The sequence below is a fragment of the Achromobacter aegrifaciens genome (genome assembly GCF_902859965.1).
Classification (GTDB): domain Bacteria; phylum Pseudomonadota; class Gammaproteobacteria; order Burkholderiales; family Burkholderiaceae_B; genus Achromobacter; species Achromobacter aegrifaciens.
In genome coordinates this window covers 1,006,331-1,030,990 of the sequence record NZ_CADIKO010000001.1, presented here as the reverse complement: position 1 = coordinate 1,030,990, position 24,660 = coordinate 1,006,331, and the positions used below count along the sequence as shown (strand labels likewise).

The following is a 24,660-nucleotide window of genomic DNA, read 5'->3' as shown; positions in this document are numbered from 1 at the left end:
TTTTTACCGCGTCGGGAGCTGGGCAGTAAACCGGTAGCCGCTGCCGCGGACCGTTTCCACGTGCGCGTCGTGGCCGCTGGGTTCCAGCGCTTTGCGCAGGCGGCGGATGTGTACGTCGACCGTGCGCTCTTCCACGAAGACGTGGTCGCCCCAGACCTGATCCAGCAGCTGGGAACGCGAGAACACGCGTTCGGGGTGCGTCATGAAAAAGTGCAGCAGGCGGAATTCGGTGGGGCCGATCTGCAGCGACTGGCTGTTGCCCGACAGGCGATGCGTCACCGGATCCAGCTTCAGGCCGCCCACGTCGATCACGTCGTCGGTCAGCTGGGGGGCGCGGCGGCGCAGCACGGCCTTGATGCGTGCCATCAGCTCCTTGGGCGAGAAGGGCTTGGTAATGTAGTCGTCGGCGCCGGCTTCCAGGCCGTCGACTTTGTCCTGCTCGGAACCCTTGGCGGTCAGCATGATCACCGGCACGGCGCGGGTGCGCTCGTCGTTGCGCAGTTTGCGCGCCATGGCCAGGCCGGAGGTGCCGGGCAGCATCCAGTCCAGCAGGATCAGGTCGGGAAGTTCGGCGCGGATCAGGGTCTGGGCCTGGTCGGCGTCGAAGGCGCGCAGCACCTTGTGTCCGGCGAAGGACAGGTTGACGGCGATCAGTTCCTGGATGGCGGGTTCGTCTTCGACGACGAGGATGGTGCTGGACATGGCGGATTGGGCACACTTCTGAGCGCCGGCGCGGCGCGAACATTGCGATAGTATGGCCGCAATATTTCAGGTATGTGACCGCCGGGCGTCATTGTCCGCGTCCGCCGGCCGCCCGCGGGAGCCCGATAGGCTACCATTGAACGATATATCGGGAATTCACCATGCAAAACCCCTCCGAATCGCAACATTCCGCGGATTCCGCCTCGCAATCGACCCATTTCGGCTTCCAGACGGTGCCGGAAGGCGAAAAGGCCCGCAAAGTCGCCGAAGTATTCCATTCGGTCGCCCAGCGCTACGACGTCATGAACGATTTCATGTCGGCCGGGCTGCACCGCGTCTGGAAGGCGTTCACCATTGGCCGCGCCGCCATCCGCCCCGGCATGAAGGTGCTGGACATTGCCGGCGGCACGGGCGATCTGGCAAAGGCCTTCGCCAAGCGCGCCGGCCCCACGGGCGAGGTCTGGCTCACGGACATCAACGACTCCATGCTGCGCGTGGGCCGCGACCGCCTGACCGATGCCGGCCTGCTGGTCCCCACCGCCGTGTGCGACGCCGAGCGCCTGCCGTTCCCCACCGGCCATTTCGACCGCGTCAGCGTGGCTTTCGGTCTGCGCAACATGACCCACAAGGACCGCGCCCTGGCTGAAATGACCCGGGTGCTGAAGCCGGGCGGCAAACTGCTGGTGCTGGAATTTTCGCGCGTGGCCAAGCCGCTGGCCCCCGCCTACGACTGGTATTCCTTCAATGTGCTGCCCTGGCTGGGCAAGAAGGTCGCCAAGGACGAAGCCAGCTACCGCTATCTGGCCGAATCCATCCGCATGCACCCCGACCAGGAAACCCTGGCGGACATGCTGCGCACGGCCGGGCTGGAACGGGTGCAGTACTTCAACCTGACCGCCGGCATCGCCGCTCTGCACGAAGGCGTGAAGCTGGGCTGATCCGCCCCGGCCATCCGGATTTTTCGCCGCCCTGCGGGAACTTGTGGGGCGGCGTCTTGTCCGTTATTCTTACGGTATTCAGATTAATGTAAGAAAAGTCGCGACGAAGGTCCCGCGGTCCGTGGGACTTCCTGCTGCTCGGGGCGGCAGGAGCGCGAGTACGAGGGAGCAAACCTATGTCCAAATTCTGTCTTTCGCGGTTTGTCGCCGCGGCGCTGATCGCCGTTTCCGGCGCGGCACTGGTGACGGCGTCTTTTGACGCCGAAGCCCGCCGTGCGGGCGGCGGCAGCAGCGTCGGCCGACAATCCTCCAACGTGACCCAGCAGCGCCAGGCGACCACGCCGCCGACCGCCGCCAGCAACACGGCGGGCGCTACCGCCGCTCCGGCAGCCGCCGGCGCGGCCACGGCCGGCGCTGCCACTGCGGGCGCCGCCGCCAAGAGCGGCGCTTCGCGCTGGCTCGGCCCCATCGCCGGCATCGCCGCTGGCCTGGGTATCGCCGCGCTGCTCTCCAGCATGGGCCTGTCGGGCGCTTTCGCCGAGTTCCTCGGCTCCGCGCTGCTGATCGCCGCGGTCGTGTTCGCCGTCATGTTCATCATCCGCCGCCTGCGCGGCTCCGGTCCGCGCACTGCCACGCAGGGCGCGTTCGGTGGCGCCAACAACGCGCCGGGCCAGCAGCAACAGCAGCCGATGTGGCGTGAAACGCTGAAGCCGGCGGCTCCTGCTGCAGCGGCTCCGGTTGCCGCCGCCGCGGCGCCGGCCGCGATGCCCAAGATGGGCGACGACAACAACTGGTTCGTGCCGGGTGACTTCGATACGCCCAACTTCCTGAAGCAGGCCAAGGAGCAGTTCGTGCGCATCCAGGCCGTCTGGGACAGCGGCAGCACCGATGGCCTGCGCGAGTTCCTGACCGACGACCTGATCACCGAGCTCAAGCCGCAGCTGGCCGAGCGCGGCGCGGCGCCCAACAAGACCGAAGTGGTCCTGCTGAACGCTGAAATGCTGGGCATCGAAACCGTGTCCGACGGCCACCTGGCCAGCGTGCGCTTCTCCGGCATGCTGCGCGAAGCGCCGGGCGCCGAGGCCTTCCGCTTCGAGGAAGTCTGGAACCTGTTCAAGCCCGCCAATGGCGGCTGGCTGCTGGCAGGCATCCAGCAGATCCCGGTGGATCTCGCCAGCTAAGCCTGGCCGGCCGGGGCCGATCCCCACCTCCGTTGCGGATGCCGCAAGGCATCTGTTTGAACCGGCCCTTACAGGGCCGGTTTTTCCATGTGCTTGCGCAAAACACCCAGCCATCTAACCCGTTACACTCCCGATTTACCCATTAACTTCCGCAACCCCCGCAATCGGGGCCGTTGCAGACCGCCATGCTGCCTCTTCCGTTCCTGCCCACCCCCTCGCGACTGGCTGTAAGCGCGCTCAACGCCCTGTTGCGGCGCGAGGACTGGGCGCGCGCGCGCCTGGTCCGGCATGCGGGCAAGACGGTGCGTTTCGCGCTGGGCGGCTTCAGCCTGGGCCTCACCATCGATAGCGAAGGCCTGGCGGCCCAGGCCGATGCGGCCGTGGTGCCCGACGTGACCCTGACGGTCGCGCCCGAAAAACTGCCGCTGCCGCGCCTGGGCGCGGACCGCGAGCGCCCCGATTTCGCCGAGGCCACCCATATCTCAGGCGACGCGGCGCTGGCGCAGGTGGTGTCGGACCTGTCCAAGCAGCTGCGCTGGGATCCGGAGGACGCGCTGGCCCGGGTGGTGGGCGACATCGCCGCGCTGCGCCTGGTGGGTGGCGCGCGCGCGGCCGCCGGCGGCGCGCGCACGGCCAGCCTGAGACTGGCCGAGAACGTGTCCGAGTACCTGTCCGAGGAAAGCGGCATGCTGGCCAGCCGACCGGCGCTGGAACAGTGGCGGCTGGACCTGGCCGAGCTGAACGCCCGTGCCGAGGCGCTGGCCCGTTCGGCCGCCGCGCTTCAAACCCGCCTGGCATCCGCCAGCGCAAAGCGGGGCGCCTGATACATGTTTCCCCTGCTGCGCCTTTTCCGCATCATTCTGGTTTCGCTGCGCTACGGCCTGGATGAGCTGGTGCTCTCCAGCCTGAACCATCCGCTGGCCACCTGCCTGCTGCGCGTCATCCGCCTGGGCACGCGTCCGCGCAAGCCGCGCGGCTTGAGGCTGCGCCTGGCGCTGGAGTCGCTGGGCCCCATCTTCGTGAAGTTCGGACAGGTGCTGTCCACCCGCCGCGACCTGATCCCCGCCGATATCGCCGACGAACTGGCGCTCTTGCAGGACCGCGTGCCGCCGTTCCCCTCGGCGCAGGCCGCGGCCTGCATCGAGGCGGCGCTGGGCGCGCCGCCCGAGAAGCTGTTCGCGCAGTTCGAAGTGGATCCGGTGGCCTCGGCCTCGATCGCGCAGGTGCACTTTGCCGTGCTGCACGACGGCCGCGAGGTCGCGGTCAAGGTGCTGCGCCCGGGCATGCTCAGCATCATCGAGAAAGACCTGTCGCTGCTGAAAGTGGTGGCGCGCATCATCGAGCGCCTGGGCGCCGACGGCCGCCGCCTGAAACCGCGCGAAGTGGTGGCCGAATTCGACAAGTACCTGCACGACGAGCTGGACCTGGTGCGAGAAGCGTCCAATTGCAGCCAGTTGCGCCGCAACTTCGGCCCCGAGTCCGGCCGCGGCGACATGCTGATCGTGCCCGAGGTGATCTGGGAATACACGGCATCCACGGTCTTCACCATGCAGCGCATGTACGGCATGCCGGTGGGCCAGGTGGAGCGCATGCGCGAGGCCGGCATCGACATCCCGACGCTGGCGCGCACCGGCGTGGAGATCTTCTTCACCCAGGTCTTCACCGACGGCTTCTTCCACGCCGACATGCACCCGGGCAACATCTACGTGTCCGACCGTCCGGAAACGCTGGGCAGCTACATTGCCCTGGACTTCGGCATCGTGGGCTCGCTGTCCGAGTTCGACAAGAATTACCTGGCGCAGAATTTCCTGGCCTTCTTCCACCGCGATTACCGCCGCGTGGCGCAACTGCACATTGAATCGGGCTGGGTGCCGCCCGATACGCGCGAAGAAGAACTGGAGGGCGCCGTGCGCGCCGTCTGCGAACCGTACTTTGACCGGCCATTGTCGGAGATCTCGCTGGGGCAGGTGCTCTTGCGGCTGTTCCAGACCTCGCGCCGGTTCAATGTGGAGATCCAGCCGCAGCTGGTCCTGTTGCAGAAGACCCTGCTGAACGTTGAAGGATTGGGCCGCCAGCTCGATCCCAACCTGGATCTCTGGAAGACCGCCAAGCCCTATCTGGAACGCTGGATGCGTCAGCGCGTCGGATTCAAGGGGCTGCGGCAGAGCCTGGAAAAAGAAGCCGCGCAGTGGTCGCAAATGCTGCCTGCTTTGCCCAGGCTGGTCCATGACCACCTGAGCCGTCCCAACGTCTCGCCCGCCTTGCTGGCCGAGATGATCCAGTTGCGGCGGGCCCAGGAACAGAACAACCGGCTGGTTGCAGCGCTGGTTGGGGTGGCCGCGGTTGCCATCGGGGTCGCGATATGGGCCTTGACCCGATAGGCGGCGCGATGATCTAGACGGTATCTGTCATGTTTCATTCATGAAACGGTCATCATAGCTTCGCGGTACACGGCGAAAAATAGCGCTGCGGTGGATGAATGCAGCGCCCTCGCCGGCAGCGCGCGCGCCATTCTTAATCTCTATATCTATAGCCCCACTAGCGGGACGAATACAAGGGCAGACCATGCTTTATCCTGAACTCTTCAAGACCATGGAAGCCGTGCGCTGGAACATGGCGCATGACATTCCCTGGGGCGACTTCGATCGCAGCAAGCTCTCGGACGAGCAGGCACACACGATCAAGATGAACGCCATCACGGAATGGGCCGCCTTGCCGGCCACCGAAATGTTCCTGCGCGACAACCGCGGCGACAGCGATTTCTGCGCGTTCATGTCGGTGTGGTTCTTTGAAGAGCAGAAGCATTCGCTGGTGCTGATCGAATACCTGCGCCGCTTCCGTCCGGACCTGGTGCCCACCGAGGAAGAGCTGCACAACGTGCGCTTCGAGTTCGACGCCGCGCCCGAACTCGAAACCCTGATGCTGCATTTCTGCGGCGAAGTCCGTTTGAACCACTGGTACCGCCGCGCCGCCGAATGGCACACGGAACCGGTCATCAAGGCCATCTACAAGACCGTGGCCCAGGACGAGGCCCGCCACGCCGGCGCCTACCTGCAATACATGCGCCGCGCGCTGCACGACCGCGGCCAGGACACGAGCGAGCAGGCGCGCCTGGCGTTCTCCAAGATCGGCGTGCTGATGGCGTCGGCCGGCCGCACGCAGCAGGCCCTGCATCCGACCAACCTGCACGTGAACAAGGACCTGTTCCCCAACGACACGGTGCAGTCGCGCCTGCCGGAACCCGGCTGGCTGGAGCACTGGCTGGACACGCAGATCCGCTTTGACGGCGTGTGGGAGCAGAAGGTCGCCACCCGTATCCTGCACATCCTGTCCAAGCTGATGGACCGCAGCTTCGAAACGGTGAAGGACCTGAACCGCTACCGCAAGGAAATGACGGCCCTGATCGTGCCCAAGGAAAAGCAGATCATCCTGGGCGGCGCCTGAGCCGGGGCGATACAATCGCCGCATGCCTGCCGCCCGTTTCGAATCCAAGGTCCTGTCCCGCGACGAATGCGTCGCTGCCGTCGCCGACGGCCGCTATCCGCGGCCGCTGGTGTTCACCAACGGCGTCTTCGACATCCTGCACCGGGGCCACGCGACCTACCTCGACCAGGCCGCCCAACTGGGCGCGACCCTGGTGGTGGCGGTGAACACCGACGAGTCGGTGCGGCGCCTGGGCAAGGGCGCCGAGCGTCCGCTGAATCGCATGGAAGACCGCGCCGCCTTGCTGGCGGCGCTGGGCTTCGTGACCGTGGTCACGTCCTTCCATGAAGACACGCCCGAAGCCCTGATCGGCCAGCTCAAGCCTGACCTGATCGTCAAGGGCGGCGACTACGACATGGAAAAGCTGCCCGAGACCGCCATGGTCAAGAGCTGGGGCGGCCGCGCGGTGGCGATTCCATTCGAGTTCGAGCGCTCGACCACGGCGCTCGTGAAGAAAATCCAGAACAAGTAAACCGGGCCCCGTAGCGGCTCAGCGCGGTTCCCGCAGCAGGCGGTTGATTGCTTCCAGGTCCGCTTCGGCCAGGATGCCGCTGGTGGCCTTCAGGCGCAGGCTGGCGAGCACCGTGCTGTAGCGCGCCAGCGCCAGGTCGCGCTGGGTGGCATAGAGCTGCTGCTGGGCGTTGAGCACGTCCAGGTTGATGCGCACGCCGACCTCGTAGCCGGTGCGGTTGGCCTCGACCGCGGCGCGGCTGGATTTTTCGCCTGCCTCCAGCGCCTGGATGCGGGCCAGGCCGCTGGTGACGCCGGTGTAGTACTGGCGCGCGGCCTGCACGGCCTGGCGGCGCGCTGCCTCATAGTCATGGCGCGCCTTCTGTTCCAGCTGGACCTTTTCGGTCACTTGCGACGACACCCCGCCGCCCGAGTACAGCGGGATCGACAGCACCACGCCGATGGTGCTGTCGATGGGCTTGCCGGGCGCGGCATTGCGCATCACGGCGTCGCTGGCGCTGCCGCTGCTGGCGCGCAGGTTCAGGGTGGGATAGTGGCCGCTTTTGGCGATCTGGATCTCGCGGCCGGCGATGCGCGTCAGAAGCTGCGCGCGCAGCACGTCCAGGCTGGAGGACTCGGCCTGGTTGCTCCAGTCGGCCACGCGGGCGGGCTGCGGCGCGGGCAGTTGCACGCCATAGGGCAGTTCGGACAAGGCGCCGGGAGGCATGCCGATGATCTTGGCCAGTTCATCGCGGCGGACTTCCAGATCGTTCTGCAGGCGCAGTTCCTGCGCCACCACCAGGTCGTAGCGCGCCTGCGCCTCGTAGGTGTCGGTGATGGTGGCGTTGCCGAGTTCGAAGTTGCGCTTGGCGGATTCCAGCTGCCCGGCCACGGCGGCCTTCTCGGCCTCGGTGGCGGTCAGCGTGTCCTGGGCGTAGAGCACGTTGAAATAGGCATCGGCCACGCGCAGCAGCAAGTCCTGGTAAGCCTGTTGCAGCTGCACTTCGACGTCGGCGACGATCAGCTTGGACTGCTCGAAGTTCTGCCAGCGGCCCCAGTCGAACAGCGGCTGGGTCAGGGACAGGTCCCAGACGCCGCGGCCGCCGCTATAGGCGATGCCCATGCCGCGAGTGCTGCGGGTTTCCTGGTAGGCGCCGCCGGCTTCGGCGGAAATCAAGGGCAGGAGCAGCGAACGGGCCTGGGGTTCTTTTTCCAGGCCGGCGCGATAGTTGGCGCGCGCTGCGGCGTAGATCGGGTCATTGCCCAGCGCCGATTGCCAGATCTGGATCAGGTTCTGCGCGCGGGCAAGCGTCGGGCCGACGCTTGCGGCGCAGGTAAAAACCAGTAAAGCCGTTAGCAATCGGAAACGCATGGTGGTCAACGATACGCCGGGCCGCCCGGGGCGCGGCGGCCCCGTCAAGGAGGCAGGCGCCGGGCGGCAGGGTTGGGGATCAGAACTTGAACTGGGAGACCGTGACGCCGCGCAGCGGCTTGATGACGGTTTCGAACAGGTTCACCGTTTCGAAGCTGGCCGCGGTGGTGCGGGTGATGCGACAGGCCGTCATGACGGGCGCCTGGCCCACGATCACGACCAGGCGGCCACCCACGCGCAGCTGGTACTTCAGCGCGTCGGGGACGGTCGGCACGGAACCCGTGACGAGGATGGCGTCGTATTCGGTGGAGCCCCAGCCGTTGCGGGCGTCGCCGGTTTCGACCTTGACGTTGGTGACGTTGTTCATCTGCAGGTTCTGCTGCGCGAACGTCACCAGGCGGCTGTCGATTTCGACCGAGGTGACCTGCTGCGCCAGGTAGCCCAGCAGCGCGGCCTGGTAGCCGGAGCCGGTGCCGATCTCCAGCACGCAGTCGGACTTGGTCAGCTGCAGCTCTTGCGCCAGGCGGGCTTCCACCTTGGGCGCCAGCATGTTCTGGCGGGTGTTGACCGCGTTGATCTCAAGCGGCAGTTCCAGGTCGGAAAACGCCAGCGCGCGCAGGGCCGGCGGAACGAATTGTTCGCGGCGCACATCGAACAGCGCTTGCAGCACGTTGGCGTCCAGAACGTCCCACGGGCGGATCTGCTGTTCCACCATGTTGAAGCGGGCTTGTTCTACGTCGGGCAGGGTCGAAGCGTTCATGACGGTCAGAAAAAACAGAGGAATCAACAGACCATTGTACCGATTCGTAGCGTACTGTGACGCCCGGCCCCGCCGACAGATGTTTCAGACGTCCGGATCTACCACCAGGCGTGGAAGTGGTGCACCGGGCCGTGGCCCGACCCCACCGACAGGCGCTCGGCGTGGCGGATGGCCTCCGTGAGGTAGGCCTTGGCGCGACGCGCCGCCTCGGGCACGTCCCCGGTTTGCGGCAGCAGGGCGGCCAGCGCCGCCGACAGCGTGCAGCCGGTGCCGTGGGTATTGGCGGTTTCGATGCGGTGGCCGGGCAGCTCGATCATGCGGTCGCCGTCGTGCAGCAGGTCGATGGTCTCGTTGCCGGGCAGGTGGCCGCCCTTGACCAGCACCCAGCGCTCGCCCGAATGGGCCAGCTTGTTGCGCAGGCGTTCGGCCACGCGCCGCATTTCCTTGACCGTCTCGACCGGGCGCTCTTCCAGCAGCACGCCGGCTTCGGGCAGGTTGGGCGTCAGCAGGGTGGACTGCGGCAGCAGGGCTTCGCGCATGGCGCCCACGGCGTCGCGCTCCAGGAGCAGGTCGCCGCTCTTGGCCACCATGACCGGGTCCAGCACCACGTGGGCGGGGGTCCACTTGGCGAGCTTCTCGGCCACCACCTGGATCACCGGCTGCTGGCCCAGCATGCCGATCTTGACCGCGTCGATGCGCACGTCTGCGAACAGCGTGTCGATCTGCTGGCCGACGAAAGCGGGCGGCACCGCAGAGATGCCGGTGACGCCCTGGGTGTTCTGCGCCGTCAGCGCGGCGATCACCGCGCAGCCGTAGGCGCCCAGCGCGCTCATGGCCTTCACGTCGGCCAGGATGCCGGCGCCGCCGGACGGGTCGACGCCGGCGATGGTCAACGCGTTGGGGATGGGGCGGCCGCTCGCGGCCTGCTGGCGACCGTTCATTTGGGGGCGCCTGCCGTGATCAGGCCTTCGTTGGGCGAGCTGGGAGCGCCGCTGTACAGCTTCTTGGGCATGCGGCCGGCCAGGAAGGCCTCGCGGCCGGCTTCCACGCCTTTCTTCATGGCGCTGGCCATCAGGATGGGATCGCGCGCGCCGGCGATGGCGGTGTTCATCAGGACGGCGTCGCAGCCCAGTTCCATGGCGATGGCGGCGTCCGACGCGGTACCCACGCCGGCGTCCACCACGATGGGCACGCGGGCCTGTTCGATGATCAGGCGCAGGTTCCAGGGATTCAGGATGCCCATGCCCGAGCCGATCAGCGAGGCCAGCGGCATCACGGCGACCGCGCCCAGGTCTTCCAGCATGCGGCACTGGATGGGATCGTCGGTGCAATACACCATGACCTTGAAGCCTTCGTCCACCAGGGTCTTGGTGGCCTTGAGCGTCTCCGGCATGTTGGGGAACAGGGTCTGCGGGTCGCCCAGCACTTCCAGCTTCACCAGGTCGTGGCCGTCCAGCAGTTCGCGCGCCAGGCGCAGCGTGCGCACGGCCTCGTCGGCGCTGTAGCAGCCGGCGGTGTTGGGCAGCAGCGTGAATTTGGACAGAGGGACGTAGTCCAGCAGATTCGGTTCACCGGCGTTCTGGCCGATATTGGTGCGGCGGATGGCGACGGTGACGATCTCGGTGCCGCTGGCGTCCAACGCCGCGCGGGTCTGTTCGAAGTCCTTGTACTTGCCGGTGCCGACGAGCAGGCGCGACGAGTAGGCGCGGCCGGCGATGGTGAGGGTGTCTTGAGTGGTCATGGCGGAGGTTCAAAGGGCGGGTGCGCACGATGCGAGACCCGCGGGGACTGGCGATTCGTTGGACGAATGATAAAGCACGGCGCCGCGCGGCAGACCCGTCCGGTGAAATGTAGCGTTCCACTATTTGCAGATCGCGGCGCGGACGCGGTTCAGCGCAGGCGGTCCAGATCGGCGCAGATCGCCTCGGCGGCGTCGATCAGGCGCGGACCCGGGCGGTACAGGGCGTCGGCGTCCACGCCGTACACGTGCCCCAGCCGCGCGGCGGGCAGCCCCAGCGCCTGCCAGGCTGCCAGGTTGCGGGCGCCGTCCTCGGGTCGGGACGTGCCGGCCAGCACGGCCTCGGGCCGCGCCGCCAGCACGCTTTCCAGCGTGACCTGGGGCGCCACCACGGGGGCCTGGCCGAAGACATTGACGCCGCCGCAGACGCGCAGGGCGTCACTGACGATGCTGCTGTCGTTCAGGGTGTAGATGGGATCCAGCCCCGCCTGCACGAAGACGCGCACGGGGCGGCGGCCGGCATAGCGGGCGGCCAGGGCGTCCAGCCGCGCGCGCAGGGCCTGGGCCGCGGGCCGCGCCTGCGCTTCGGTGCCGAACAGGGCACCCATGCGTTCGACTGCATCGGGGATGGCGGCCAGGGTCTGCGGATCGCTGTAGAACACCGGCACGCCCAGCTTGTCCATCACCCGCGCCAGCGGCGCGGCGGCGGCGGGCTGCCAGGCGATCAGCAGGTCCGGACGCACGGCCGCCACGCGTTCGGGATCGGGCTGGGTGCCGTCGCCGATGACGGGCAGCTGGCGAGCGGCGGGCGGATAGTCGCTGCCGCGGATGGTGGCGATGAGCCGGTCGCCCGCGCCGGCGGCAAAGACGAGTTCGGTGGCGTGCGGGGCCAGGGTGACGGCGCGTTGCGCGGGGGCGGCCAGCGAGACCTGGCGTCCCTGGTCGTCGCGGACCTGGATGGCCGCGCCGGCCGCGGCACGGGTTGCCGGACCTGCCAGGGAACTTGCCGCGGCGGGTCCCGCAGACAGCAGCGCGCCCAGGGCCAGGAACAGCCCCGGAGCGATGCGAGGGAGGGTGCGTGCGCGGGTCATGCAGGAGACCGATATAGCCAGCGGGGAACGCCGACTATATCGGAATGCCGCGATCAGTAGCGCAGCGTGAGCGACGCGTAGAAGTTGCGGCCAGGCGCGGGGTACAGGCTGTAGTTGGCGACCGGGCCCAGCATCTCGAACGAAGCATTGCCGCCGCGGATGCCGTACGTGGCGTACTGGCGGTCGAAGATGTTGTTCACGCCGATGGCGCCTTCGATGTTGCGCGTGAACTTGTACGCCACCTTGGTGTTGAACAGTACGTAGGCGTCCAGTTCCTTGGCGAACTGGTTGGCCTGGTCGTTGTCCATGCGCGACTTGCCCACGTATTGCGCCGTCACGTTCCACAGGAACGCATCGGTGGGACGCCAGGTCACGCCGGCGTTGGCCAGCCACTTGGGCGCCAGCGGCACGGTCTTGCCAGCCAGGTCCACGCCGGCGTAGGTGCCGGAGCGGAATTGCGCTTCCATCCAGGTCAGGTTGGCGTCCAGCGACACGCTGCTGGAAATGGCGGTGTGGCCTTCCAGTTCGATGCCTTGGCGGCGGGTCGGATCCAGGTTGGTGTTGGCGCCCGTGCCCGGGCCCCAGATGCCGTCGGCCAGCGGGTTGTACTGGATCTCGTTGGTCAGGTCATAGCGGAAGTACGACAGGCGGGCGCTGCTGCTGGCCGATTGCCAGGTCACGCCGATTTCCTTGTCGGTGGAGGTCTGCGGCGCCAGCGGGGTCTGCACCGACAGCAGTTCATCGGCGTTGGGCAGGCGGAAGCTGCGGCCGACCTTGCCATACACGCCGAAGCCGGCGGGCAGGTCCTGGCGCACGCCCAGCTGCCAGGCGGTCAGGTGGTTGCTGCGGTCCGACGCCGTGCCCGAGCCGGAAATCACGTCGAGGTCGTCGGAGGCGTACTGGCGGCGCACGCCGGCCGTCACGTAGGTGGTATCGGTGGCGCGTACCTGGCCTTCGGCGAACAGGCCGTACTGGTGCTGGCGCGACTGCCACTTCGAGGGCTGGAAGTCGTAGTAGGCGTTCTGGTTGGCGGTGGTCTTGGCTTCCTGGCCGTCGGCGCCGAAGACGATGCTGTGGCCGCCGTTGATCGGCAGGCGGTAGCGCACGCTGGCGATGTTCTCTTCCAGCTTCTGGTCGCGCAGGATGTCGCCGAAGCCGTCGTAGGTCAGGCCGTCGAGCTTCTTTTCGCGGGTCGACAGGTCGGCGTACAAGGTGCCGGCGCCGATGGCCTGCTCGAGCTGCAGGCCGAAGGTGGTGGTGGTGGTCTTGACGTAATCGACGTCGTTCTTCGAGCCGCGCGGATCGTCCTGGTATTCGTTCAGGCCGGTCTTGGGGTTGATCGTGCGCGGGCCGGGCAGTTCCAGCTTCTGGGTGGTGGTGCGGCCGTACAGGCGGATCGAGCCGTCGTCATGGCGGAAGGTGATGCCGCCGCCGCCGCCCTCGCGCCGCTCGCCGCTGTGATCGCGGTAGCCGTCGCTGTGCAGCGACTGCATGTAGGCGTCGATGCCGACCTTTTCATTGTTCATGGCCACGGCGGCGTCATACTGGCGCAGGCCGTAGCTGCCGAAGGTGGCGGTGGCGCGGGCGCTTACCGGTTCCTTGGCGAAATCAGGGCGCGTGATGATGTTGATCACGCCGCCGGTGGTGCCGCCGCCATATTGCACCGAACCGCTGCCGCGCACGATTTCAATGCGCTCGACCTGGTCCAGCGGCACCACGCCCAGGCTGGGGGCCGACAGGTCGTTGGTGTTCTGCTTCACGCCGTCGATCAGGATCAGCGTGTTGCTGGCGCCGGTGATGCCGAAGCCGCGCAGGTCGACGATGGAGTTGTCGCTGGAGCTGCTGGTGTTGATCAGATGGATGCCGGCCTGGGTCGACAGCACGTCCTGCATGGTGCGGGCGCTGGACGCGGCGATGTCCTCGGCGGTGATGATCGAGATCGACACCGGCAGCGTGCGGCCGTCGGTCGGCACGCGCTGGGCGGTGACCGTGATGGCGTCGAACTGGGGAGTGTCGGGGGCGGCTTGCTGGGCGGCGGCGACGGCCGGGGCGGAGCAGAGCAGGGCGCCGGCGTAGCGCCGGATGGAGCGGGTTTTCATCTACGTAACCTCGATGCGACCCGCGACCCCGCAGGCCATTCACGATGGGGAGGATGCCCAAGCCGCGGCGGGCCGGTGAGGGCCTGGCGGCATTGCATGGACTTCCTGGCGATCGAACAGGCCGGTATCGGGCTGCCATGGGCGCATTGCGCGCATGGGGACCGTTGCGGGGGCAGCACAGGCTGGAGCCAGGGTTTGCCGGCGCCTTGTGGGGCGGCAGTCCTGGGAGGTTCTTCCTGTTTCCCGTTTACCTTTCGCGCGCGGCTGGCAAGTGTTGCGTTCTTGCCTGCCCAGTGCGCCGAAAGCACCGGTTCGGGGCCGAAACTGTATCACCGGGAGGCGCGGATAGGCCCATTTTGTTACGATCAGGGCTTGTTTTTGCGGCGTTTTTCGCTTTTTCGCCACATAGCGCCGCCATCGCCAACTCCATCCGGACCTGCCCGTGTCGTATCCCCGCCTGCCTTACCCGCCCGAAGCCTATACCCACGGCAGCGAATTCGCCCGCCTGCTGGGCAAGCGCATCCTGATCCTGGATGGCGCCATGGGCACCATGATCCAGCGCTACAAGCTGGGCGAGGCGGATTTCCGCGGCGAGCGCTTCGCCGGCCACGGCAAGGACGTCAAGGGCAACAACGAGCTGCTGTCGCTGGTGCGTCCGGACGTGATCTCCGAGATCCATCGCCAGTACCTGGAAGCCGGCGCCGACGTCATCGAGACCAACACCTTCGGCGCCACCACCATCGCGCAGGGCGACTATGAACTGCCGGAACTGGCCTACGAACTGAACCTGGTGTCCGCGCGCCTGGCGCGCGCGGCCTGTGACGCCTACAGCACGCCCGAGCGGCCGCGCTTCGTGGCCGGCGCGCTGGGACCGCAGCCCAAGACCGCGTCGATCTCGCCGGACGTGAACGATCCGGGCGCGCGCAACGTCACCTTCGAGGAATTGCGCGTCGCCTATGTGGAGCAGCTCAACGGCCTGTTGGACGGCGGCATCGACATCGTCCTGATCGAAACCATCTTCGACACCCTGAACGCCAAGGCGGCCATCTTCGCCACCGAGGAAGTGTTCGAGGCGCGCGGCGTGCGCCTGCCCGTGATGATCTCGGGCACGGTGACCGACGCGTCCGGGCGCATCCTTTCCGGCCAGACCGTGGAAGCCTTCTGGAACTCGGTGCGCCACGCGCGCCCCATCACCATCGGCCTGAACTGCGCGCTGGGCGCGGCGCTGATGCGGCCCTACGTGGCCGAGCTTGCCCGCATCTGCGACACCTACGTCTGCGTCTATCCGAACGCCGGCCTGCCCAATCCCATGGCCGAGACCGGCTTTGACGAAACCCCGGCCGATACCTCGGCGCTGCTGGAGGAATTCGCCCGCGCCGGGCTGGTCAACATGTCGGGCGGCTGTTGCGGCACCACCCCGGACCACATCCGCGAGATCGCGGCCAAGGTCATGTCGCTGACTCCGCGCGCCGTGCCGGACATTCCGGTCAAGACCCGCCTGTCGGGCCTGGAGCCGCTGAACATCGACGAAGACACGCTGTACGTCAACGTCGGTGAACGCACCAACGTGACGGGCAGCAAGATGTTCGCCCGCCTGATCCGCGAAGAGAAATACGACGAGGCGCTGGCCGTGGCCCGCCAGCAGGTCGAGAATGGTGCGCAGATCATCGACATCAACATGGACGAGGCCATGCTGGATTCGGTGGCCTGCATGCGGCGCTTCCTCAACCTGATCGCCTCCGAGCCCGACATCGCGCGCGTGCCGATCATGATCGACAGCTCCAAGTGGGAAGTCATCGAAGAAGGCCTGAAGTGCGTGCAGGGCAAGCCCGTGGTGAACTCGATCTCCATGAAGGAAGGGCTGGAGCCCTTCCGCCACCATGCGCGCCTGTGCCGCCGCTACGGCGCGGCCGTGGTGGTGATGGCGTTCGACGAACAGGGCCAGGCCGACACGCTGGAGCGCCGCAAGGAAATCTGCGGCCGCGCCTACAAGATCCTGGTCGAGGAAGAAGGCTTCCCGCCGGAAGACATCATCTTCGATCCCAACGTCTTCGCGGTCGCCACCGGCATCGACGAACACAACCACTACGCCGTGGACTTCATCGAAGGCACGCGCTGGATCCGCGAGAACCTGCCCTACGCCCGCATTTCGGGCGGCGTGTCCAACGTCAGCTTTTCGTTCCGCGGCAATGAGCCCATGCGCGAGGCCATCCACACGGTGTTCCTCTATTACGCCGTCAAGGAAGGCATGACGATGGGCATCGTCAACGCCGGCCAGCTGGGCGTGTACGCCGACCTGGATCCCAAGCTGCGCGACCTGGTCGAGGACGTGGTGCTGGACCGCGCCGAGCCCGTGGGCAAGACGGAAGCCGACGACGAGCGCACCCCGACCGAGCGCCTGGTGCAGTTCGCCGACAGCGTGAAGGGCTCTGGCGCCAAGAAGGAAGAGGACCTGACCTGGCGTAATGCCGAGGTCGAGGCGCGCCTGTCGCATGCGCTGGTGCACGGCATCACCGCCTTCATCGTCGAGGACACCGAGGAAGTGCGCCAGAAGATCGCCGCGCGCGGCGGCCGTCCGATCGAAGTGATCGAAGGCCCGCTGATGGACGGCATGAACGTGGTGGGCGACCTGTTCGGCGAAGGCAAGATGTTCCTGCCGCAGGTGGTGAAGTCGGCCCGCGTCATGAAGCAGGCCGTGGCCCACCTGATTCCCTTCATCGAGGAAGAAAAGCGCCAGATCGCGGCCGCGGGCGGCGACGTGCGCGCCAAGGGCAAGATCGTCATCGCCACCGTCAAGGGCGACGTGCACGACATCGGCAAGAACATCGTATCGGTGGTCCTGCAGTGCAATAACTTCGAAGTCGTGAACATGGGCGTGATGGTGCCCTGCGCCCAGATCCTGGAAAAGGCCAAGGAAGAGAACGCCGACATCGTCGGCCTGTCCGGCCTGATCACGCCCAGCCTGGAAGAAATGGCCTACGTGGCCAGCGAAATGCAGCGCGACGAGTACTTCCGCAGCCGCAAGCTGCCGCTGATGATAGGCGGCGCCACCACCAGCCGCGTGCACACCGCCGTCAAGATCGCGCCCAACTACGAAGGCCCGGTGATCTACGTGCCGGACGCCAGCCGTTCCGTGGGCGTGGCGACGAACCTGATGTCGGACCAGTCCGCAACGTATCTGGCGGAGTTGGCCGAGGAATACGAAGAGGTGCGCCGCCGCCACGCCAACCGCAAGGCCACGCCCATCCTGCCGCTGGCGGAAGCGCGCGCCTCGCGTCCCGCGATCGACTGGGACAACTACACGCCGCCGCGCCCGAAGTTCATCGGCCGCCGCACATTCAAGAGCTACGACCTGGCCGAAATCGCCAAGTACGTGGACTGGGGCCCGTTCTTCCAGACCTGGAGCCTGTTCGGCCCGTTCCCCGCCATCCTGGACGACAAGGTCGTGGGCGAGCAGGCGCGCAAGGTCTACGCCGACGGCCTGGCCATGATGAAACGCATCATCGAAGGCCGCTGGCTCACCGCCAACGGCGTGGTGGGCTTCTATCCGGCCAACAGCATCAACGACGAAGACATCGAGGTCTACAAGGACGAGACCCGCAGCGAAGTGCTGTTCACCTACCGCAATCTGCGCCAGCAGGGCGCCAAGCGCGAAGGCGTCAGCAACAAGTGCCTGTCCGATTTCATCGCGCCCAAGTCCAGCGGCAAGCTGGACTACATCGGCATGTTCGCCGTCACGGCGGGCCTGGGCATCGAAAAGAAGGAGGCGGAATTCGAAAAGGCCCTGGACGACTACTCCAGCATCATGCTGAAGTCGCTGGCCGACCGCCTGGCCGAAGGCTTCGCCGAATGCCTGCATGCCCGCGTGCGCCAGGATCTGTGGGGCTATGCGCCCGACGAAGCCCTGTCCAATGACGACATGATCGCCGAGAAGTACGTGGGCATCCGCCCCGCGCCCGGCTACCCGGCCTGCCCCGAACACGTCATCAAGACCGACATGTTCCGCGTGCTGGACGGCGCCGATATCGGCATGATGCTGACCGACAGCTATGCCATGTACCCGGCCTCCAGCGTGTCCGGCTTCTACTTCAGCCACCCGCAGTCGCAATACTTCAACGTGGGCGTGATCGGCGAAGACCAGTTGCAGGACTACGCCGCCCGCAGTGGCCGCAGCATCGAAGACCTGAAGCGTACCCTGGCGCCGAACCTGGGTTGAGCGCTGCGGGGGAGCGGTCAGGCGTACTCGCTGGCCATTCCCCCGTCCATGCGGCTGCGCCGTTACGCCTGCTCTCCGTCTTGATGCGTCTTGCCTTTGCCGACATAGGGAATGGCCTGGTCTATGGTTTCCCAGATGTAGCGTCCCGATGGACTTTGCTGTTCCTCGGCCACGTGCGACACCAGGCCGGCCGCGCGCGAAATGACGGCGAAGCCGCGCATCAGTTCGGTCGGCACGCCGATCTCGCTGAGCAGCGCGGCCACCGCGCCGGTGGCGTTGATGGTGATGTGCTTGCCGTAGGTCTCGTCGATCGCGGCCGAGAGCAGGCGCAGCGCCTTGAGCGAGTCGCCCTTGAGTTCCGGTTCGGCCTCGGCCAGCGCCAGCAGCTTGATCGAGCGCGGGTCGTCGGGCTTGTGCAGATGGTGGCCGAAGCCGGGTAACGCGCTGCGCGATTCACGGAACTCGCGGGCGATCGCCAGGGCTTCTGCGCGGCCGTCGTCGGCCTGGCGGATGCGGTCCAGCAGGCGCGAGCAGTTTTCCATGGTGCCGACGAACTGGCTGCCTACCGCCATGAGGCCGGACGCCACCGCGCCCTGCAGGTTTTCCGGCGCGCTCATGTAGATCAGCCGGGTGGCGATGGCGCTGGGCGTCAGGCCATGCTCCATCAGCGTGACCAGCACCGCGTCGACGATGCGCAGGTCCACTGGGCGCGCCTCGCGGCCCAGGATCTGCATGATCATGACTTCGGTGAAGGTCTTCTTGCCGATCAGGTCTTCGACCAGATCCACGTCGCGGTAGGACATGCCGGTAAGGTGATGCGCGCAGAGGCGGGTTTCGGGCGTTTTCATGAGGTCTCCTTCAGGGCCGCGTCGCGCACGGCGTTTTTCAGTACCTTGCCCACGCTGGAGCGCGGCAGGCTGTCATGGATGTGGAATTGCTTGGGCGTGGCCACGGGGCCGAGCAGGGCGCGCACGTGCGTCTTCAACTCGTCCGCGTCGGCCTGCGCGCCGGGATGGAACTGCACGGCGGCGTGGACCGCTTCGCCCCACTTGTCGTCGGGCAGTCCGAACACCGAGCACTCGTAGACGGCGGGATGCGCGGACAGCGCGTTCTCCACGTCCACCGGGTAGATGTTGAAGCCGCCGGTGATGATCACGTCGCGCAGCCGGTCCTTCAGGAACAGATAGCCGCGCGCATCGATCAGGCCGGTGTCGCCGGTATGCAGCCAGCCGTCCACCACCGTTTCGGCGGTTTTTTCGGGCAGGCGCCAGTAGCCCGACATGACCAGGTCGCCCTGCACCACGACCTCGCCGATCTCGCCGCGCGGCAGCAGCGCGCCGTCGGGCGACATGATGGCCACGTCGCTGAGCCAGGTGACGCGTCCGACCGAGGCGCGGTTCTCCGGCGCTTCCAGGTCGGCGGGGCGCAGCACCGTCATGATCTGCGGCGCCTCGGTCTGGCCGTAGGTGGTGCCCAGCACAGGGCCGAAGAATTCGCGCGCCCGATCGATCTTTTCCACGGGCATGGGCGCGCCGCCGTAGATCAGGTTGCGCAGCCGCGGGAAGTCGGCGCGCGAGACGCCGGGCTGCGCCATGATCATGTAGATCAGGGTAGGCGGCATGAAGCTCAGCGTGCCGCCGCGCTCGCGGAAGGCGGCGGTGATGCTGGCCGGCGTGACGCCATCCAACAGCAGATGGGCGCCGCCGCGCGCCAGCACCGGCAAGAGGTATGTGCCGGTGCCGTGCGTGATGGGGGCGGCCACGACATAGCGGTCTTCGTGGGTCAGGCCCCAGCTCATGATCTGGTTGATGATGCCCGCGTTCCACGCGTGGTACGGCTGCATCACGCCCTTGGGCAGGCCGGTGGTGCCGCCTGTGAACTTGATGGCCTGGGTGGCGTCGCGCGGTAGCGCGTGGCGCTGCGGCTCGCGTCCGGCGCAGCGGGCCAGCAGCTTATCCAGCGCCAGCGGCGCCGATGCGTCGTCCAGATGGATGTGGCGGCGGCCTTGCGGCGCCTGGGCCGGAGGCGCCAGCGGCGCGCCCACGCCGTCCACGATCACGATGGACGGCTCGGTGGCGTCCAGGATGCGCCCGATCTCGCGCTCCGTGCTGCGGTAGTTGAGCGGCACCCACACCTTGCCGCTGGCCAGCACGGCCAGCAGCGCCAGGATGTGCCGCGCGGAGTTGCCGGCGCAGATCGCCACCCGCGTCTGCGGCGCGGGATCCAGTTCTTGCAAGGCCGCGGCCAGCGCCCGCGTATCGGCGGCCAATTGCGAGTAAGTGACCTGGCCTTCGGGACCGTCCAGCGCGATGCGCTCCGGATACTGCTCGGCGGCGCGGAAGAAGAAATCTATCGGGTACATCCTGGTGTTCCTAGTTGGCTTTGAGGTTGGCGCTCTTGACGACCTTGCCCCATTTGTCGATCTCGCTGGCGATCTTCTGGGCGTAGGTCTCGGGGGTGTTGGGCTGCTGCGGCGCGTAGAAGCCGGATTGCTGGTAGGACGCCTGCAGCGCCGGGCTGGCCAGCGCCTTGTTGATGGCCTGGTTCAAGCGCTCGACGACGGGTTTGGGGGTGCCAGCCGGCGCCATCACGCCGAACCAGGATTCCACCTCGAAGCCGGGCAGGCCGGATTCGGCCAGCGTGGGCGTGTCGGGCGCGGAGGGCAGGCGCTGCGGCGAGGTCACGCCGATGGCGCGCAGCTTGCCGGCCTGCACGTGCGGCAGCGACGAGGGCAGGTTGTCGAACATGGAATCCACCTGGCCGCCCAGCAAGTCGGCCACGGCCGGGCCGCTGCCGCGGTACGGCACGTGCAGGATGTCGGTGCCGGTCTGCATCTTGAACAGCTCGCACGACAGGTGGATGGACGAGCCGCTGCCGGAAGAGGCGCAGGTCAGCTTGCCCGGATTCTTCTTCGCGTAGGCCACGTATTCCTGCACGGTCTTGACCGGCAGCTTGGGGTTGACGACCAGGATGTTCGGAATGGTCGCCAGCAGGCCCACGGGCTCGAAGCCCTTCACGAAGTCATAGTTGAGCTGGCTGTACAGCGTGCGGTTGATGGTGTTGGCGATGGAACCCACATACAGCGTGTAGCCGTCTGGCGCGGCGCGCGAGACGATTTCCGCGCCTATGTTGCTGTTGGCGCCGGTCTTGTTCTCGACCACGATGGTCTGGCCCAATTCTTCCGAGAGGGACTTCGCCATCAGGCGCGCCACGATGTCGGTGGCGCCGCCCGCCGCGTAGCCCACGACCAGCGTCACGGGACGCTCGGGATAGGGCTTGGCCGCCAGGGCCGGGGCCGCGAGCAGCGCACCCAGGGCGGCCGCCGCGGCGGCCCACCGCTTGCTTTGCATCTTCATTGTTGTCTCCGTCCTGTTTGTCTAATATTTGGACAGCTCTGCGTCTGCCCGGATTCATATTGGGCTTTGATAGGGGCCTCATCAACGCAAGCTGTCCAAAAAATGAACAAACCAGAATCCGAAGGCTCGGGGCCGCGCGTATTGCGCCGCGGTCTGCGCGTGTTGGGCGTGCTGCGGCAGGCGGGTGCGGCGGGCATGCACGTGGTCGACATCGCGCGCGCGGCGGGCATGCAGCGGACCACGGCCTATCGCTATCTCGACGTGCTGGTGCAGGAGGGCTACGCCTTGCGCGAGTCAGACGCGCCGCGCTGGCGCGTGGCCGAGCTGGGCGTGATGATGGCGGGCGATCCGCATGCGCAGGCGGTGCGCGGCCTGCGGCCGGTGCTGCGGCAGATCAGCGACGTCAGCGGCGATTCCGCCTTTCTCATCTGCCGCGCCGGCAACGATTCGCTCTGCCTGCACCGTGAAGTGGGCAACTATCCCGTGCAGGTGCTGGCGGTCACGGTGGGGCACCGCCAGCCGCTGGGCGTGGGGGCGGCCGGGTTGGCGCTATTGGCCGCGCTGCCGCCGGACGAGTCGGAAGAGGTAATTGCGCAGAACGAGCAGGCGCTGCGCGCCTATGGCGGCATGACGGTGGCGCAGATGCGGCGCCTGGTGGAGAACACGCGCGGGCGCGGCTGGTCGGTGGTGGGCAATGCCGCGGTGCCGGGCGTGCTGGGGGTGGGTGTGGCCTTGTGCGACGCGGGCGGCTATCCGCGCCTGGCCGTCAGCGTGTCCAGCCTGATCAGCCGCATGCAGGCGGCGCGCCAGCGCAATATCGCCGACCTGATCCGCGCCCAGTTGGCGCAGGATGAGGTCAGGATGCAGCGCTGGGCGCTGCCGGGGTTTCCCGCGGCTTAGGCGGCTGCCGGCGTCGGCACCCGGTAGGTCTTCTGGTAGTGCACCGTGAAGGTCTTGAACGCGTCCAGCGCCTTGTGCGGATCGTGACCCGGCTTGACCAGGAAGCTGTCGAAGCCGACACGCGCCTGGTAGTGGATGGTGTCGATCATCACGTCGCCGACCGCGCGCAGTTCGCCTTGCCACTGGTAGCGCGTGCGCAGCAGCTGCGCCAGCGAATAGCCTCGGCCATCGGTGTAGACCGGGAAGTCGACGGCGATGAAGGCGATGCCGGCGGGGTCCAGGGTGCCGTCGGCTTCGGCCAGGTCGCGCAGATCGGCGTCCGGGTCAAGCAGCACCGCGACCGGATGCTGGTGGCGGCGCAAGGTGGCGCGCGAGGTCTTCCAGACGGAAAGCGGCACGATCCAGCCCGGCGCGTCGCCAGGCACCTGGCCTTCGGCGGGGACCTCGGGTTCAGGCGTGAAGACGCGCGAGGCGTCGGCTTCCAGGCGGCCGTTGCGGATCAGGTGCGGGCCGGGGGCGTCGTGCGGATAGATTTCAGACATGGGCGGCCTCGGCTTGCTGCGCGGGTTTGGCGAAGGCGGGATCGGAGTAGACGTCCTGCTTGAAGGGGTCGATGCCGACCCGGTCCACCACGTCGATGAAGCGTTCCTCTTCGCTGTCGCGCAGGCCCAGGTAAGTGCGGATCAGGCGGTCCACCACGCCAGCGACCTGCTCGCGTGCGAACGACGGGCCGATGATGCGGCCGATGGCGGCGCCGCCGCCGCGCGTGGATTCGATATCGGGCAACGGCTTGGCGGCGCCGTTCTGGCGTCCGCCGATGGTGACCTGATACCACTCTTCGCCGGCCTTATCGACCCCGAGGATGCCGATGTGGCCCACGTGATGGTGGCCGCAGGAGTTGATGCAGCCCGAGATGTTCAGGTCCAGCTCGCCGATCTCGAACAGGTAGTCGAGGTTGTCGAACTGGCGCTGGATGGCTTCGGCCACGGGGATGGAGACGGCATTGGCCAGCGCGCAGAAATCCCCGCCCGGACAGGCGATGATGTTGGTCAGCAGGCCGATGTTGGGCGTGGCCAGGTTCAGCGCCTGCAACGTGGTCCAGAGCTCGTGCAGGCGCGCGCGGCGCACGTCGGCCAGGATCAGGTTCTGCTCGTGCGAGACGCGCAGTTCGCCGAAGCCGTAGTCGTCGGCCAGGTTGGCCACCGCGTCCATCTGGTCGGCGGTGATGTCGCCCGGGGGCACGCCGGTGGGCTTGAGCGACACGGTGACGGCGGCATAGCCGGCCACCTTGTGCGGATGCACGTTGGTGCGCAGCCAGCGCGCAAAGCGCGGATCGGCGGCGGCCAGCGCGGCGGTGTTGTCCACATCCTGCGCGGCAGCGGCATCGTATTGCGGCCAGACGAAACGGGCCTTGATGCTGTCGACGAATTCCTGGGTGATGGTGTCCGGGCCGCCCTTGATGAGCTGCCACTGTTCATCCACCTGCTGCGCATAGACTTCCGGCGTCAGGTCCTTGACCAGGATCTTGATGCGCGCCTTGTACTTGTTGTCGCGGCGGCCGTGCAGGTTGTAGACCCGCAGCGCGGCCTGCAGATAGGTCAGCAGGTCCTGCCATTCGACGAAGGGATTGATCAGCTTGCCGACGATGGGCGTGCGGCCCAGCCCGCCGCCCACCCAGACGCGAAAGCCCAGCTTGCCGTCGCGTTCGACGGCTTGCAGGCCGATGTCGTGCACGCCCACGGCCGCGCGGTCCTGCACGGCGCCGCTGACCGCGATCTTGAACTTGCGCGGCAGGAAGGCGAACTCCGGGTGCAGCGTGGACCACTGGCGGATGATCTCGCACCAAACCAGCGGATCCACCAGCTCGTCCGGCGCGACGCCGGCGAAGTGGTCGGTGGTGGTGTTGCGGATGCAGTTGCCGCTGGTCTGGATGGCATGCATCTGCACCGTGGCAAGTTCGGCCAGGATGGCCGGCACGTCTTCCAGCTTGGGCCAGTTGAACTGGATGTTCTGGCGGGTGCTGAAATGGCCGTAGCCGCGGTCCCATTTGCGGGCGATGTGTGCCAGCGTGCGCAATTGGCGCGACGCCAGGATGCCGTAGGGAATGGCGACGCGCAGCATGGGCGCGTGGCGCTGGATGTACAGGCCGTTCTGCAGGCGCAAAACGCGGAATTCATCTTCCGTTAGTTGGCCATCGAGGAAGCGGCGCGTCTGGTCGGAGAATTGCGCCACGCGTTGCTCGACTAGCTGCTGGTCGACGGGGTCATACACGTACATGTCTACTGCCCTTGAAGTCTTCTCGGTCTGGATCCCGGCGGTCGCCCGGCGCAATGCGGCAGGAGAAAGGGGTTCATAACCGTAACAGGCAGCTGTA

Annotated in this window: 20 protein-coding genes; 8 read left to right on the top strand and 12 right to left on the bottom strand. The window is 67.1% G+C overall.

Going from position 1 to position 24,660, the window contains the following annotated elements:
* Nucleotides 1–3 precede the first annotated feature (3 nt).
* Entirely contained in the window at nt 4–702 is a 699-nt protein-coding gene (gene phoB, locus HV793_RS04765) for a phosphate regulon transcriptional regulator PhoB (protein ID WP_006227196.1), read from the bottom strand.
* Between the two features lie 161 nt (nt 703–863).
* On the opposite strand from phoB, the gene ubiE reads away from it, so the two are divergent.
* The 6 genes from ubiE to rfaE2 all read left to right on the top strand — a co-directional run bounded on the left by ubiE (nt 864) and on the right by rfaE2 (nt 6,776).
* The gene (ubiE, locus tag HV793_RS04760; protein WP_054454995.1) at nt 864–1,640 is read left to right on the top strand and encodes a bifunctional demethylmenaquinone methyltransferase/2-methoxy-6-polyprenyl-1,4-benzoquinol methylase UbiE; all 777 of its coding nucleotides are present in this window, start codon (nt 864–866) and stop codon (nt 1,638–1,640) included.
* Nucleotides 1,641–1,816: 176 nt separating this feature from the next.
* Nucleotides 1,817–2,821, top strand: a complete 1,005-nt coding sequence (locus tag HV793_RS04755; RefSeq protein ID WP_054454993.1) for a Tim44 domain-containing protein — start codon at nt 1,817–1,819, stop codon at nt 2,819–2,821.
* Between the two features lie 185 nt (nt 2,822–3,006).
* A complete protein-coding gene (locus tag HV793_RS04750) occupies nt 3,007–3,645 on the top strand; it encodes a ubiquinone biosynthesis accessory factor UbiJ (protein WP_054454992.1) in 639 nt (212 codons plus the stop codon).
* A 3-nt stretch (nt 3,646–3,648) separates the two neighbouring features.
* On the top strand, nt 3,649–5,202 hold the full coding sequence (ubiB, locus tag HV793_RS04745; RefSeq protein WP_054454990.1) for a ubiquinone biosynthesis regulatory protein kinase UbiB: 1,554 nt from the start codon (nt 3,649–3,651) through the stop codon (nt 5,200–5,202).
* A gap of 184 nt (nt 5,203–5,386) precedes the next feature.
* Nucleotides 5,387–6,265, top strand: a complete 879-nt coding sequence (locus HV793_RS04740) for a ferritin family protein (protein WP_054454988.1) — start codon at nt 5,387–5,389, stop codon at nt 6,263–6,265.
* Nucleotides 6,266–6,287: 22 nt separating this feature from the next.
* Nucleotides 6,288–6,776 (top strand): D-glycero-beta-D-manno-heptose 1-phosphate adenylyltransferase, encoded by a 489-nt coding sequence (gene rfaE2 / locus HV793_RS04735; protein ID WP_175212761.1) that lies wholly within the window; start codon nt 6,288–6,290, stop codon nt 6,774–6,776.
* An 18-nt stretch (nt 6,777–6,794) separates the two neighbouring features.
* On the opposite strand, the gene HV793_RS04730 is transcribed toward rfaE2, so the two are convergent.
* From HV793_RS04730 to HV793_RS04705, 6 genes are all read right to left on the bottom strand, one after another.
* A complete protein-coding gene (locus HV793_RS04730) occupies nt 6,795–8,126 on the bottom strand; it encodes a TolC family outer membrane protein (RefSeq protein ID WP_054455867.1) in 1,332 nt (443 codons plus the stop codon).
* Nucleotides 8,127–8,205: 79 nt separating this feature from the next.
* The gene (locus tag HV793_RS04725) at nt 8,206–8,886 is read right to left on the bottom strand and encodes a protein-L-isoaspartate O-methyltransferase family protein (RefSeq protein ID WP_054454984.1); all 681 of its coding nucleotides are present in this window, start codon (nt 8,884–8,886) and stop codon (nt 8,206–8,208) included.
* Between the two features lie 98 nt (nt 8,887–8,984).
* Nucleotides 8,985–9,827, bottom strand: a complete 843-nt coding sequence (gene thiD / locus HV793_RS04720; protein ID WP_054454982.1) for a bifunctional hydroxymethylpyrimidine kinase/phosphomethylpyrimidine kinase — start codon at nt 9,825–9,827, stop codon at nt 8,985–8,987.
* On the bottom strand, nt 9,824–10,627 hold the full coding sequence (locus tag HV793_RS04715; RefSeq protein WP_175212760.1) for a thiazole synthase: 804 nt from the start codon (nt 10,625–10,627) through the stop codon (nt 9,824–9,826). Before HV793_RS04715 ends, thiD begins: the two co-directional genes overlap by 4 nt.
* 149 nt (nt 10,628–10,776) lie before the next feature.
* Entirely contained in the window at nt 10,777–11,715 is a 939-nt protein-coding gene (locus HV793_RS04710) for a cobalamin-binding protein (protein ID WP_175212759.1), read from the bottom strand.
* Nucleotides 11,716–11,768: 53 nt separating this feature from the next.
* Nucleotides 11,769–13,814 carry a TonB-dependent receptor gene (locus HV793_RS04705; protein WP_054454975.1) on the bottom strand — a complete coding sequence of 682 codons (2,046 nt, stop codon included), beginning with the start codon at nt 13,812–13,814 and terminating at the stop codon, nt 11,769–11,771.
* Between the two features lie 442 nt (nt 13,815–14,256).
* Between HV793_RS04705 and metH the strand changes: the two genes are divergently transcribed.
* On the top strand, nt 14,257–18,030 hold the full coding sequence (gene metH / locus HV793_RS04700; protein WP_175212758.1) for a methionine synthase: 3,774 nt from the start codon (nt 14,257–14,259) through the stop codon (nt 18,028–18,030).
* Between the two features lie 62 nt (nt 18,031–18,092).
* Here metH and HV793_RS04695 read toward each other — a convergent pair whose 3' ends face one another.
* Genes HV793_RS04695 through HV793_RS04685 form a run of 3 tightly spaced genes read right to left on the bottom strand, consistent with a single transcriptional unit; the run spans nt 18,093 to nt 21,386 of the window.
* Nucleotides 18,093–18,878, bottom strand: coding sequence for a citryl-CoA lyase (locus tag HV793_RS04695; protein ID WP_054454971.1), 786 nt, complete (start codon nt 18,876–18,878; stop codon nt 18,093–18,095).
* Complete coding sequence (locus tag HV793_RS04690) at nt 18,875–20,392, bottom strand: class I adenylate-forming enzyme family protein (RefSeq protein WP_175212757.1); 1,518 nt, start codon at nt 20,390–20,392, stop codon at nt 18,875–18,877. Before HV793_RS04690 ends, HV793_RS04695 begins: the two co-directional genes overlap by 4 nt.
* A 10-nt stretch (nt 20,393–20,402) precedes the next feature.
* Nucleotides 20,403–21,386: a Bug family tripartite tricarboxylate transporter substrate binding protein gene (locus tag HV793_RS04685; RefSeq protein ID WP_175180443.1), complete on the bottom strand. Its 984-nt coding sequence runs from the start codon at nt 21,384–21,386 to the stop codon at nt 20,403–20,405.
* Nucleotides 21,387–21,488: 102 nt separating this feature from the next.
* Here HV793_RS04685 and HV793_RS04680 point away from each other — a divergent pair, with 102 nt between their 5' ends.
* Entirely contained in the window at nt 21,489–22,286 is a 798-nt protein-coding gene (locus HV793_RS04680; RefSeq protein ID WP_175212756.1) for an IclR family transcriptional regulator, read from the top strand.
* Here the strand turns inward: HV793_RS04680 and HV793_RS04675 are convergent.
* Nucleotides 22,283–22,828, bottom strand: coding sequence for a DUF934 domain-containing protein (locus tag HV793_RS04675; protein WP_054454960.1), 546 nt, complete (start codon nt 22,826–22,828; stop codon nt 22,283–22,285). The genes HV793_RS04680 and HV793_RS04675 overlap by 4 nt on opposite strands.
* Nucleotides 22,821–24,563 (bottom strand): nitrite/sulfite reductase, encoded by a 1,743-nt coding sequence (locus tag HV793_RS04670; RefSeq protein ID WP_125472773.1) that lies wholly within the window; start codon nt 24,561–24,563, stop codon nt 22,821–22,823. The genes HV793_RS04675 and HV793_RS04670 overlap by 8 nt, the downstream gene beginning before the upstream one ends.
* Between the last annotated feature and the right edge of the window lie 97 nt (nt 24,564–24,660).